Genomic DNA, 13,471 nt, shown 5'->3' on the forward strand with positions numbered 1-13,471 from the left:
GCCTCTAATGGGCTGGCGAACGTTACAATTCTCTTGCCGGCCTTGCTAAAAAGACCATCGCCGACGCCTGAGATTCAAGCATATTTGAGCAAAGATAAGGCTTAAGCCTGAATAAAAGCTGAAGAACTAAGCATTTCAGCAAGTAATATCCAAACCTGAATTATGCCCTGTATTTATACTGTAAAAAACCATTTAACGTGCATGATATGTGAACAGGATTTGGAACAAGCCGTAAAAATACTCAGAGCTTTGCGTTGGTGAATCTACTTATTTCTAAAAACTTATAAGCTCTTTCAAACCAAAGACTTATGCTTTGTTTTTCTGCAAAAATTTGACTTTTTATTTATATATGGTATGATAATAAAATTATGGCACGCACAACAAAAACTAAATCGTGCAGCTCTTCCCGAAAAAAAGACGCCGGCAAAACCATCAGGGGTTATAAAGAGGCGATGGATTATATCTTTTCTCATACCGACTATGAGAAACAGCGTCTGCTGAGATATAATATTACGACCTTCGATTTGACCCGTATGTACAGGCTGCTGAAAGAGATGAAAAACCCTGAGAAAGGGCAAAATTTCATCCACATAGCCGGCTCAAAGGGCAAAGGTTCTACATCCACCATGCTTGCAAGAATGCTTGAAGCAGGCGGGTACAAGGTGGGGCTGTACACCTCGCCGCACATAACTTCAATGCATGAAAGGATTTCGGTAAACAATAAACATATAACAGAACGGCAGATGACTGCCCTAGTTCGTGAGATTAAGCCTGCAGTGGACAAGCTCGCAAAAGAGAATATTCAGCCTACATTTTTCGAGCTGCTCACGGCGATGGCTTTTGTTCATTTCAAGAACCAGAAAGCAGACTACGTTGTTTTAGAAACAGGCCTCGGCGGAAGGCTCGACAGCACAAACGTGGTTCAGCCCCTGATTACTGCTATAACGCAAATCAGCATAGACCATCAGCGTCAGCTGGGCTACAAAATCGAACAGATTGCCAAAGAGAAGGCCGGAATAATCAAAGAAGGCGTTCCAGTGGTAACGATAGATCAGGATGAGAACGCTCTTGAGGTAATCAAGGCTGATTCTGAGGCCAAAAACTCCCCGCTCTGGATTACCGGGGTGAATGTGGACTTCTCGAGCAGATTCGAATCCAGCAGAGAAGACGGGCCTCATACCAGAATCTGCGTGCAGTCTGAGACGAGCAAATTCGAGCATCTTAAAGTTCCGCTGCCGGGAGATCATCAGGCTCTCAACTGCGGGCTTGCTCTGACAATCATAGATCAGCTCAAAAATTTGGGCTGCGAAATCGAAAACGAGGATATCGTAAAGGGGCTTGAAAACGTGCATATGCCCGGCCGGATGGAGGTTGTGTTCAACGAACCGACGGTTATAGTTGATGCAGCTCACAACGCTGCCAGCCTCAGGGCTCTTATAGCCACTATCGGACAGCATATACCATACGATTCGCTTATCTTTATCTTCGGCTGCAATGCCGATAAGGATATACACGGCATGCTAGACCAGCTCCAGTACGGGGCGGACAAGGTGATTTTCACGAGAAGCTCCTCGCCCAGGGCAATAAGCCCTGATGAACTTGCAGAGGAATACAACGAGCTTACCGGCAGGATGTGCCAGACCTCCCTCTCGCTCGGCGATGCTCTCAAAATTGCCGGAAGCGCCGTTACAAGAGGCGATGTAATCTGCATATCAGGCAGCGTTTATCTCGTTGGCGATGCAATCAAACGGTTCAACAGAATCAAGGAAGCTGCAAGAGCTAATGCTGCTCAGCAGTAGTTTTTGATAACTGAAGCTTAAAAGCCCGAAGAAGGATTAACTTCTCCGGGCTTTTTTAGTCGCCCCTGAAAAAGTTTAAAATTTTCCTTAAATTCTTTCCTGATAATGGTTTATATGATTGAAAAGCTTTCGAGATATGGTATAATATTGCAAGTGTTTATCTTACATCTATCAAAACATTGCAATATTGGGACAAAATAATGAAGGCAAAAAACAATAAAGCAGGCTTACTCTTTCAGCAGCCATTAAAACCTCTTGTAAATCCTGATCACTCTTTAGTCCAACTCTCAGAGGTTGTCAACTGGTCTCGCTTTGAAGAAAAGTTTGGCAGTTTATACAGTCCTGATTCAGGCAGGCCGGCCAAGCCGATTCGCCTGATGGTCGGCCTTCAGTATCTCAAGTACACTTTCAATCTCAGCGATGAAGCAATCGTTGCCGGCTGGGTTGAGAATCCTTACTGGCAGTATTTCTGCGGCGAAAGATACTTCCAGCACGAGCCTCCTATTGATCCAACCAGTATGACTAAGTGGCGTAATAAGGTAAAATCTGATGGTCTTGAAGAGCTGCTCGAAGAAACTATCAAAGCCGGCTTGAAGCTTAAGGTTATCAAAAAGAACGATTTCAACAAGCTCGTTGCAGATACAACCGTTCAGCAGAAGAACATCACTTATCCGACCGACGCAAAACTCTGCCACAAACTGCGCATTAAGCTTGTAGATCTTGCAAAAGCATCAAAACTCCAACTTCGCCAAAGCTACGAAAGGGTTGGGAAAAGGGCGTATGTAATGCAGGGCAGGTATCGACGTGCAAGACAGTTCAAAAGAGCTAAAAAAGAAGTGAAGAAATTAAGGAACTACCTGCGGCGAATTACGAAAGAGGTCGAGCGGAATATAGCAGGCAATGAGCAGTTAAGAATAATTTTTGATACATTGCTTCAAGCCGCTAAGAAGCTTTTAGCCCAGACAAAGAAAAGCAAAAATAAACTCTACAGTATTCACGAACCTCACGTCTGCTGCATTGGGAAAGGCAAAAGCCACAAGAAATATGAGTTTGGAAATAAGGTTGGAATTGTAACTACTGCCAAGAATAATTTTATCGTAGGAGCGTTGGGCTTTGAAGGAAACCCTTATGATGGCCATACTCTTCGGGCTAATCTGAAGCAGACAATGAATTTAATCGGGAGAGAAAAGCTTGGAGATGTTTATGTTGATGGAGGATACAAGAAACATGGCTGCGAAGATATTGGAAATGTTGAAATTGTAGAAAAGGGCTGGCGAAAAAAGAAACGAAGTATCAAGAGGTGGATTAAGAGAAGATCGAGCATAGAACCAACGATAGGCCACCTCAAAGAAGACAACAGGTTGGGAAGAAACTTCTTGAAAGGTGTAGAAGGGGACAAAATGAACGCCCTCGGCAGCGCTTTTGGGTACAATATGCGTAAACTTCTAAAGAAGTTTACTTTTGCCTATATTTTTATGCTTAAAATTATTGAATTTTACAGAAATTTGGCAATGAAAAGCAAATTAAAGACTCGATTAGCCTGATATATTTTTTTAGTTTCCCCAAAATCATTGATTTTTCAGGAACGACTTTTTAGTTCAATCTCGCTTTTTCTGCTGCTCGCTGCGGGTTTAAATGCTCTTCTAATTTTCAGCATTCAAAGCAGATCTTTGCTGTACATAAAAACAAAAAGCCGCATCCATTCAAGATGCGGCTTGTATTCCTGCTTTGATTTTGGTTTGAAGCATTTATGCTTCGATTGCATCCACCACTACCTGAAGGTATTTCTGGCGGTGTCCAACTCTCTTTCTGCTGTGCTTCCTTCTGCGGAAATAAGTTGGGTAAACCTTTTTGCCCTTGAATACCGCAGTTTTCTCGGCCTCTTCGCCGGTTTTCTTGTCGAAGTATTTTACTTTCGCAGTAACCTTCGCACCGTCGATATACGGTTTGCCGATTTTGATTTCCTGCCCGTCGCTTACGAAGAGCACTTTATCCATCTCAAGCACTTCCGCACCGTTTTCCAGGTCGGTAAGTTCGATGTTGATCACATCTCCCTGAGACACTTTATATTGTTTTCCGCCTTGTTCTACTATTGCGTACATATCTTAAACCTTGATTACTGAATTAATAAAGGAAAGTGGGATTATACGAAAAAAATATTTTTGTAAAGCCTTATTTTGAGCCTGAGAGGGGATTTTTTCATTTTTTTTGGCTCTCGGGCAGATTTTCATTTATCCTGCCTGCTGAATGAGTCTCTCGGGTGCGCTTTTTTGTAAACGTCTTTGAGTCTTTTTGTGGTTAGATGCGTGTAAACCTGAGTGGCAGCGATGGATTTGTGCCCCAGAAGCTCCTGCACGCTCCGCAGGTCTGCATTGTGGTCTAAGAGGTGGGTTGCGTAGCTGTGGCGGAGGGTGTGAGGGGTTGCAGATTTGCTGAGCCCCGCCTTCAGCAGATACTTCTTGAGCATCTTTCTTATGCCTCCGTCCTGAAGGCGCCGGCCGAATCTGTTCAGGAAAACCGCCTCTTGGTCAAAAGCCCCGCCCTTTTCCCTGAAATGGTTCTCGGCGAGCTTGATATAATCTTCAACCGCTCTTTTCGCTCTCTCGCCCAGCGGGCAGAGCCTTTCTCGACTGCCCTTGCCGCGTACTTTGACAATTCTGCCCCCGCTTTTGAAGCTGCTTCTGCAAAGGCCTGTAAGCTCGCTTATCCTGAGCCCGCCTCCGTAGAGAACTTCCAGTATCGCCTTGTCTCTCGCTCCCAGCCACGTGCTGAGGTCCTGTTCGCTGAGCAGGTAGTCTATTTCCTTTTCCGTGAGGAAATTCGGGAGCTTGCCGTCTGGTTTTGGGGTTCTAAGGCCTGTTATCGGGTTGATGCTTATCTTACCGCTCTGGAGCAGATGCTTATAGAAGCTTCTCAGCGAGGAGACCCGCCTTGCGGCAGATTTCTTGCCAAGCCCTTCAAGGCTGCAGCGGGTTAGGTATGCACGGATAATCTCAGGGCCGGCATCAAAAATCGAGCCAAACTCCTCCTCTGAGAGAAAATCAGCGAAATCTTTCAAATCGTTTCGGTACGAGCTTACTGTAAGCTCTGCGCTGCCCCGCTGGCAGCGGAGAAATTCGAGAAATTCGCTTACTGCCGCTTCGTTTTTTTCGCTATAATCGCTCACTGCCCGCTCCGTTTGCCGGCTGATATCAGCCGAATGAATCGTAATAAATGTTCTGCCCGATAACGCCCAGCTCTTTCAGAACGTCAATTGAGGCGTATATCATCCCCGGGCTTCCGCAGAGAAACGCCTCGCAAGAGCTCAGATCGCTGCACCTTTGTTTCAAGGCATCGGTTACAAGCCCTGTCTGCCCCTGCCAGCTCTTGCCCGGGTAATGTATCACAGGGACAAATTTGAAATTCGGGATTGTTTTTTCGAATTCCCTCATCTCATCAAGCATATAGATATCATCTTCAGTTTCTGCGCCGAAAAAGTATGTTGCAGGCCTTTTATCTTGGGTGTTTCTCATCTCGAAGAGAAGGTTGCGTATTGAGCTCATCCCCGAACCGCCCGCTATCATCACAGCAGGGCTGCTGCTTTTGGTAAGGCCGAAATCGCCCTCGGGCCCTTCAAATTCGATCACTTCACCCACCTTCAGATGCTCAAAGAGGTATTTTGTGCAGAGGCCGGAGGGGGTTTGGCGGATTATCAGCTCGAATTGAGATTTATCTGACGGGTCTGAGGCGAGGGAGAAGGTTCTGGTTACGGCAGTTTCCGAGCATTCATACGCAGGGGCTGTAAGCAGGATATACTGCCCGGGGCGGTAGTCCAGAGTGCCTTCATTCATCTCGAAGCGGAAAAGCCTTATGTCTCCGGTGAGCGGGGTGATCTGCCGGCAGACGGCTTCGAACGTGTTTACGCCCTCGAGATGTTCCTCAAGCTCCACGGAAATATCACTCTGCACCTCAACCTGACACGCCAGCCGCCGGCCGTCTTCCAGCCGGCCCTTGGACTGCTGCTTCTTTTCTGCGTCGGTAAGCTGGCCTGCGGCGTCCGTTTTCACGCTGCACTTCCCGCATACGCCCCTGCCGCCGCATACGCCAAGCTCTATCCCCCCAGAGGCAAGCACCTCGCGGAGATTTGCACCTGCTCCGCAGCGTATTATCTTCTCTCCATTGTTTACCTTTACACTGAATTCATCCATTTAGTCCGCCTCGCTGATTTTTTATGTTTCCCTTATTGCAAACAGCATATTATACATATATCACTCATTTTACAACTAATCAAACTTTCTGCTTGCATCATTTAAATGTTAGTTTAGATTTAATAATATCTGTATGAAGTGAGGCATTTATGAACATATCTAATGCGAAAATATACCACATAACTCATATCAACAATTTAGATAATATTATAAGAAACAGAGCTGTTTATTCGGATGCCAGGCTCTCAAAAATGGACATTAACACTGAAGTTGTTGGCATGGAAAGTATTAAATACAGAAGATTACACGAAATTAAGGTTAAATGTTACCCCCATACAACAGTAGGTCAATATGTACCGTTTAATTTTTGCCCCAGATCAATTATGCTTTACATCTTACATAAGAGTAACCACGAGAATATTAAATACAGTGGTGGGCAAGCACCAATTTTACACCTTCAGGCAGACTTTCATAATGCGGTAGAATGGGCTGAAAAAAATAATGTTAAATGGGCATACACAGATATAAATGCTTCAACTTTTTATGCCAATTTTTATAATAAGTTAAACAATATAAACGAAAATATTAACTGGCAGGCAGTTAATTCAAAACACTGGCAAGACAAGGAAATTAAAGAGCGAAAGCAAGCTGAATTTTTGTTCTATGATTTATTTCCCCTTGAACTCATTGAAAAAATAGGGGTATTCAGCAAAGAGCAAAAACTACTGGTTTCAAAAAAAGTAAATAATATTGATGTCTCAATTGAAACTAGCTGGTATTATTAGCTTGAGGCTTATATGATAAAAACAACAAAAGGCGACATTCTAAAAGCAGATACTCAGGCCATTGTGAATACGGTTAATTGCGTAGGCGTTATGGGAAGAGGTATTGCGCTGCAATTTCGTAAAACCTTTCCTGAAAATTTCAAGAGCTATAAATCTGCCTGCGAAAAAAATAAAATTAAACCGGGGAAAATGTTTACCTTCAGCCTAAACAGTTTTTCAAACCCAAAGTATATCATCAATTTTCCCACTAAAAGGCACTGGAAAGGCAAAAGCAGGCTTGAAGATATTGAGTCTGGCTTAAAAAGTCTGGCCTTAGAAGTTCGCCAGCTGAAGATTGGTTCTGTAGCTTTGCCTCCTTTAGGCTGCGGACTTGGGGGGCTTTCTTGGGCTGAGGTCAGACCTATGATAGAAAAAACTTTTTCCTCTTTACCGGAAGTTGAAGTTTTGCTATACGAGCCTGCCGGTGCTCCTCAAGCTAAAGCAATGGCCAAAAAAAGGAAATGCCCTGAGATGACAGCTGGCAGGGCTGCCCTTATTGGATTGATGGACAACTACTTAAAAGGGTTTATTGATCCTTTTGTAAGCCTGCTTGAGATTCATAAGCTAATGTATTTTATGCAGTTTTCCGGTGAAAATCTCCGTCTCAGATACGCCAAGGGGAAATATGGGCCTTATGCTGAAAATCTTCGACATGTTCTCAATGAAATAGAGGGGTACTTTATAGAAGGTTATGCCGATGCTGGAGATAACCCAGATAAGCAGATAGAGCTTATTCCAAATGCGGTAAAACAGGCTGAGAGCTTTCTCAAGGGGCACAAAAATACTCTTGCCCGTTTTGAGAAGGTTGTGGATTTAATCCAAGGATTTGAGACACCGTATGGAATGGAGCTTCTTTCAACTGTCCATTGGGCAGCAGAAAAAGAAAACGCCAAAAACATTGAGCAGGTGGTTGAGAAAACCTATGCTTGGAACGAGCGCAAGAAGATGTTCAAGAAAGAGCATATAAAATTGGCTTACGAAGTGCTTAAAGATAAAGGGTGGGTTGAGGGCTGCTGTTAATCTGTTTTCGCAGAAAAAAATGATGAAATCGCTGAGCAGATTTATATAATCGGATTCTCAATATAAGGCAGAAAAAATTAAGAGGTATAGAAATGGCGAAGGCCCACGTTTACAAACGCGACCACATAAACACAGATGAGATAATCCCCGCGAGATACTTAAACACAGACAGCCGCGAGGAGCTTGCCAAGCACTGCTTAGAGGATCTGGATCCGGAATTTATGCAGAAGGCCGGTGAGGGCGATGTTATCGTCGGCGGGCAGGACTTCGGCTGCGGATCGAGCAGGGAGCATGCTGTATGGGCAATTCAGAACGCTGATTTGGGCGCTGTAATAGCCGAATCGTTTGCGAGAATATTCTACCGCAACTGCATCAACTGCGGATTCTACCCGATAGAGCTGAAAAACGCCTCAGAGCATATAAACGACGGGGACGAGCTCAGCATATACTACGAAAACGGCAAAATATTCAACAAAACTCAGGGCAGTGAGATTGATTTCAAGCCTCTGCCGGATTTTGCTCTGGAAATCGTTCGCGACGGCGGCCTCCTGAACCACATCAGCAAGAAAGTTTAGGGTTTGCCAAAACGTTTTTTCCTGAAATTCGGCTTTTTATTCAAGAAAGCAGCAAAAAATCAAAAAAAAAACAGCTGAAGGCCGATAAAAGTGTTTGACATTGAAACAGGGAAGTGGTAAAAATATATTAGGCGGATGAGAGAAGAGAGATGTGCGAAAGCATTTAATTCACAGAAGCCATTATACTCAGTTATTATTTTTTATTATCTCACCTCTCTTGCTCCTCATAAGCCCCGTTTGCTTCTACCGGATAAAAGAAGCGAAGACATAAAGGGCGTTCCATTCTCTGACGGGCGTTTTACTAATGAGTCTGTTTCACTGTACGCCAGGAATTTTTCGTAAAAAATTAGTTTTCGCCAGAGAATGATAAGACAGATTCAGTACATTTTAATGTAAGGAGCAATTACAATGAAAAGAAAAGGTTTCACATTGATTGAGCTTTTGGTGGTAATCGCTATTATCGCTATGCTCATGGCAATTCTTATGCCTGCACTCGGCAGGGTAAGGCGTATGGCACAGCAGCTTGTGTGCGGTACGAATCTCAGCGGCCTGGGCAAGGCCTGCGTTCTCTATGCCAACGACAACGATGAGGACTACCCCATCGCTGGCGGCAAGGGAGACAACTCTTGGACATCTCAGGGCTTCATGACCGACTGGAACCAGGTTGACAAGAACTGGACAGATGACGATGAGGTTACAGTTTCTGCATCTCTGTATCTATTGATTCGTGAAGCGGACGTATCGCCAAAGCAGTTTGTTTGTCCTTCAAGCAATCAGTTTGAATTTACAGGCGAAAAGATGGATGAAGGCGCAGGTTCTAACATCGTTGAGCTTACAGACATCTGGGACTTCGGAGACGGCGACGGCAACCTGAGCGCGAACAATACAGAGAGCCCGAGAAACTGCTGCAGCTATGCCTATCACTACCCGTATCAGGATGCAGCGAACTTCTCTTACCCGCTTACTGCAAGCAGCAAGTCTGGAAAGGCAGTTCTTGCAGACAGAAGCCCCTGGTATGACAACAACCTTGAAGATTCAAGCAGCCCTGACAACGACAACTACATCACAATGATTGATCAGCTGAATCTCGGCCAGAACCCGCAGGATGACGATTGGTCAAGCATTACAAAGTGGAAAAGAGAAATCAACAACTCTAACGCACACCAGCGTGAAGGACAGAATGTTCTTTTTGCTGACGGGCACACTGCTTTCGAGAAGAGGCCGGATGTTGGTATCCAGAACGATAATATCTACTGCGCATTCGACGGCGGAAGCGCTGATGAGTGGGATGCAGTAGGAAGAAGAATCGGTGCTGACTGGTCTAACAAGAGACTTTCTCCAGGCGAGAACAACATAAGGGTTAAAAGCGAAGAAGACAACGTTCTTGTGAACGACATCAAAGAGCTTTAATTAGCTGATTAGCTTTTAAGCACGATTATAGAAGGCTGCAGGCGATATGCTTGCAGCCTTTTTTTGTCTTGAACCAATCAATCTGAACAAGGCAGCCCCCTTATGCATAACAGGCAAAGGGGAAAATTAGCTGACTGTTTAACTCAGAAAATTCAATCAATGAGCTCTGGTATGAAAGTGAAAGCGGAAAAAAATTGTTTTTTCCGTAAAAACCCGCCCTCCTTCAAACATATATAGATGTAACGAACCATTATTATAACAGAAAACATTAGGAGACAAAATGAAACGCAAAATCAGCTTATTTGTTCTGGCCATAATAGCCTCAATCTTAATCCTGCCGAATGCGGGAGCTGGAGAAAAATGGCGCTTTATCACCCTCTCAGACTGGCATTCAGCTGAAAAGTACATTCACGTTCGAGGCGAAGATTACGGCAGCCGAGAGAAGGCTGTAAAGGAAGATATAGCAGCTGCAAAAATGCTCAAGGATAATTACGGAGGCGAATTTGTCTTTATCCCGGGCGACAGCAACGGAGGCCACTGGGATACAAAACGCTTCAGGAATAATTACTCCCCAAACCTCTCCCCCGAAGAAACCGTGCTCAAGGCAGGCCATTACTGCTATGAAGGTATGATAAATGCATTCGCCAAAGGCGGATACGATAAAATAATTATGGCAGTAGGCGATCACGAGATGGGGGACAACCCATGGCCTGCTGGGAGTATGGTATCTAAGCTCCAGCCTGAGTTTCGTGAGTCATTCGCAAAGGAGTTCAACTATGATGAAAACGGCGAATTCATATATGACGAGCCGATAGGCGAAGCCCCCTCCCGTCCTCTGGGGACAAAATACCAAGACACGTCTTACGCATATCAGCATAAAAACGTGCTTTTCATCACTGTGGACGAGTTCCATCAGGAAAATCCAAACAAGCGAATCGGCGGCGAGGGCTCTGTTACAGGCACGGTTACCGGCAAACACCTCGACTGGCTCAGAAACGTGCTCAGCGAGGCAAACAAAGACAGCTCCATCAAACACATCTTTGTGCAGGGACATCTGCCGGTGATTTATCCCGTTCGCAAGGTAAACAGCAGCGGTATGATGATGGATGACAACGATGATAATCCGTTCTGGAAGGTGCTCAGAGAATACGGGGCTGATCTGTACTTCGCAGGGGAGGTGCACGCCAATACCGTTACCAAAGACAGTAAATCAGACCTGATCCAGCTTGTGAGCAGAGGGAACTTTTTCACGAACTTCCTCACGCTCGATATTACAGATGATCTTATCGACATAAACCTCTATGAAAACCCCAAGCGAAACGTGCTTGAAGGCAGCTATTCAAAAGCCGGCAGCCTCGTTATAGATAAGTCAGACGAAAAAACAAGATTCAAAGGCGAAGGTATGCTCGATTTTGTTGATATCGATGCCCGCTTATTCCACTTCGATTTCGAAGAGCTCAGCAACCTGCACGAAAGACCGATTTTCGGCCTTCGGGACAGAGAGATAAGGGGGATAAAAACTACAACCGAAACCATACCGAACAAAGGCGAATTCGGCGTTCAGTACGATGCGGTGCAGGCAAACGTAAGCCTTGAGAAAACCGAATACAGCGGTAAAGCCGGCAGGTTCACAGAGAAAAGCAGGATGGCCTGCTACGGTATGGGGCCACTTCAAAATGAACACGCCGTGAGCTATGCGGTGAGAGTGAAAACCGAATCACCCGAAAAAATGGTGCTGATAAACACAGGTTCAATATGGGGCAGTAATGTAAGGAATTTTCTCAACCTGAACCTCAATAATGGGCTCGTCCAGGTGGAAGCGAGCAAATCATCCAGCCTGTTAGCCCGCTCTGAACGGCTTAACGACAGCAAATGGCATCATATAGCTGCTGTTATGCCGGAAGACGGCTGCCAACTATCGGAGGTTCTTGTCTATGTTGACGGGAAGAAGTGCGAAACAAAGCTCAAAGGGGCTGATACAAAGCTATATTTCAATCAGGCCGTGAGGCTCTCCTTCGGCGGTCTCGGATACAGCAAAAAGGCCTTCGATTCGCTCGGCGTGAGCCCGTTTATCGGGATGATGGATGATATATCCGTCTGGACAAGGCCGCTGAAGCAGGCTGAGGCGGAAAGTTTAGCCGAACAGCAAGGATAAACTATGCAGAAAAGTTTTACAAGAAGAGATTTCTTAAGGGCTGCGGGCAGCAGTGCAGCAGCAATCGCGCTCAGCGGGGCGGCAACATCTAACGCAAAAGATGCCCGCCCAAACATACTGCTTATAGTTACCGATCAGGAAAGCTGGATTGACGAGCAGACAAGAGATCTGCTCGATATGCCCGCAAACCGCTGGCTTTATGAAAACGGAACGTCATTCTCCAGCTTCTACTGCACCACAGCACAGTGCACGCCCGCAAGGAGCACAATCCAGACAGGGCTCTACCCCCACCAGACGCGGCACGTTGCCAACACTAACAAAACCTACTGCGCACATATCCCAGAAGGCGTGGAATTTCTCGGCAATAAGATGCGGCAAGCTGGATACTTCAACGGCTACGGCGGAAAATGGCATCTGCTCGAGCCAAAGAAGAGGCTCGGCGTTGGAAAGGTGATGGGCGGAACGGATGACGCCGGTCAGGATGAGTACTTCAAAAGATTTATGAAGATCAGGGATGAATCAAAGCCTTGGTTTTATCAGGCGCATTTCCTAAATCCGCACGATATCTATCATATGAACTATATCTTCGAAGGTGAAGAGCTGCCCGATCCCGATAAAGCAACAAAATGGCTCAAAGACAAAATAAAAAGGGTGCCCGGGGAGGAAAAAAGAGCTGAAAGGATATTAAAAAGGCTCGGCGATAAGCTCAATCCCCCTCCCGGCTGGGACAAAAAGATAGAAGGCATTCCGCCTGCAAAGGGAGACTGGGCATACCCCTACGGCAACAGCGGCAAGTACGAAACGCTCTCCCGCAGGGAAAAACTCGAATACTGGAAGAAATACCGCGCTTTGTACTACTGCCTGCACGAGATGGTGGATGAGCAGATAGGCGATCTGCTGAATGTGTTGAAAAAAGATTATCCCGAGCAGTTCAGGAACACAATCATAATTCGCACCGCAGACCATGGAGATATGAGCGGCGAGCATGAGAGTCTCAAGTATAAAGGGCCTGTGCCATTCGATGCCCAAATGCACATACCGCTTATACTGGCAGGCCCCGGGATACCCAAGGGCAGAGAGATCAAAGATATTGCGAGTCAGGCGGATCTTGCGGCAACAATCTGCGAGCTGGCTGGAGCTGAGAAGCCAAACAAGGGCAGATCAGATGCAGGGAGCCTTGTTAAGGCGATAAAAACTTCTGCCCCTGCGGGAAGGGAATACGTATTTATAGAATACTACTTCCTCGGCGCAGTTCAGCCGCTTCGAATAATCAGAAGCAAAAACTACAAATACGCAGTGCATTACGCAGAGAACAAAACAGCACTGTTCGACTACTCCAAAGACCCTTGGGAGCGGAACAACCTCAGCGGGAATCCCGCCTACAGCCAGATTGAAAACAAGCTGAAAAATGAGCTTCTCGCATGGCAGGAGGAAATGAGAGATCCGGTTACAACGGATAAATATATTTTTGAAGAATGGAAGAATCCAAGGAAAGGCTAAA

11 protein-coding genes are annotated in these 13,471 nt (G+C 45.6%); 8 read left to right on the forward strand and 3 right to left on the reverse strand.

All coding sequences use genetic code 11. The features are described 5' to 3' along the window. Positions 1-368: 368 nt before the first annotated feature. Both L21SP3_RS08790 and L21SP3_RS08795 read left to right on the forward strand, forming a co-directional pair. Positions 369-1,799 carry a bifunctional folylpolyglutamate synthase/dihydrofolate synthase gene (locus L21SP3_RS08790; RefSeq protein WP_077540684.1) on the forward strand — a complete coding sequence of 477 codons (1,431 nt, stop codon included), beginning with the start codon at positions 369-371 and terminating at the stop codon, positions 1,797-1,799. 200 nt (positions 1,800-1,999) lie between these two features. Beyond that, positions 2,000-3,343 (forward strand): IS5 family transposase, encoded by a 1,344-nt coding sequence (locus L21SP3_RS08795; RefSeq protein ID WP_227806747.1) that lies wholly within the window; start codon positions 2,000-2,002, stop codon positions 3,341-3,343. A gap of 204 nt (positions 3,344-3,547) precedes the next feature. On the opposite strand, the gene rplU is transcribed toward L21SP3_RS08795, so the two are convergent. From rplU to L21SP3_RS08810, 3 genes are all read right to left on the reverse strand, one after another. Continuing rightward, positions 3,548-3,901: a 50S ribosomal protein L21 gene (rplU, locus tag L21SP3_RS08800; RefSeq protein WP_077540686.1), complete on the reverse strand. Its 354-nt coding sequence runs from the start codon at positions 3,899-3,901 to the stop codon at positions 3,548-3,550. A 125-nt stretch (positions 3,902-4,026) separates the two neighbouring features. Beyond that, positions 4,027-4,965, reverse strand: coding sequence for a tyrosine recombinase XerC (locus tag L21SP3_RS08805; protein ID WP_161488162.1), 939 nt, complete (start codon positions 4,963-4,965; stop codon positions 4,027-4,029). Positions 4,966-4,990: 25 nt separating this feature from the next. Continuing rightward, complete coding sequence (locus L21SP3_RS08810; RefSeq protein WP_077540690.1) at positions 4,991-5,986, reverse strand: NADH:ubiquinone reductase (Na(+)-transporting) subunit F; 996 nt, start codon at positions 5,984-5,986, stop codon at positions 4,991-4,993. 149 nt (positions 5,987-6,135) lie between these two features. Between L21SP3_RS08810 and darT the strand changes: the two genes are divergently transcribed. The 6 genes from darT to L21SP3_RS08840 all read left to right on the forward strand — a co-directional run bounded on the left by darT (position 6,136) and on the right by L21SP3_RS08840 (position 13,470). Continuing rightward, a complete protein-coding gene (gene darT, locus L21SP3_RS08815; protein WP_077540692.1) occupies positions 6,136-6,771 on the forward strand; it encodes a type II toxin-antitoxin system toxin DNA ADP-ribosyl transferase DarT in 636 nt (211 codons plus the stop codon). A 12-nt stretch (positions 6,772-6,783) separates the two neighbouring features. Beyond that, positions 6,784-7,830 carry a type II toxin-antitoxin system antitoxin DNA ADP-ribosyl glycohydrolase DarG gene (gene darG / locus L21SP3_RS08820; RefSeq protein ID WP_077540694.1) on the forward strand — a complete coding sequence of 349 codons (1,047 nt, stop codon included), beginning with the start codon at positions 6,784-6,786 and terminating at the stop codon, positions 7,828-7,830. A 92-nt stretch (positions 7,831-7,922) separates the two neighbouring features. Continuing rightward, on the forward strand, positions 7,923-8,405 hold the full coding sequence (locus L21SP3_RS08825) for a 3-isopropylmalate dehydratase small subunit (protein ID WP_077540696.1): 483 nt from the start codon (positions 7,923-7,925) through the stop codon (positions 8,403-8,405). Positions 8,406-8,813: 408 nt separating this feature from the next. After that, positions 8,814-9,815, forward strand: coding sequence for a type II secretion system protein (locus L21SP3_RS08830; protein WP_077540698.1), 1,002 nt, complete (start codon positions 8,814-8,816; stop codon positions 9,813-9,815). Positions 9,816-10,095: 280 nt separating this feature from the next. After that, positions 10,096-11,970 (forward strand): LamG domain-containing protein, encoded by a 1,875-nt coding sequence (locus tag L21SP3_RS08835; RefSeq protein ID WP_077540700.1) that lies wholly within the window; start codon positions 10,096-10,098, stop codon positions 11,968-11,970. Positions 11,971-11,973: 3 nt separating this feature from the next. Then, complete coding sequence (locus L21SP3_RS08840; RefSeq protein WP_077540702.1) at positions 11,974-13,470, forward strand: sulfatase family protein; 1,497 nt, start codon at positions 11,974-11,976, stop codon at positions 13,468-13,470. The last annotated feature ends 1 nt before the right edge of the window (position 13,471 follow it).

Source organism: Sedimentisphaera cyanobacteriorum, from assembly GCF_001997385.1.
GTDB lineage: Bacteria > Planctomycetota > Phycisphaerae > Sedimentisphaerales > Sedimentisphaeraceae > Sedimentisphaera > Sedimentisphaera cyanobacteriorum.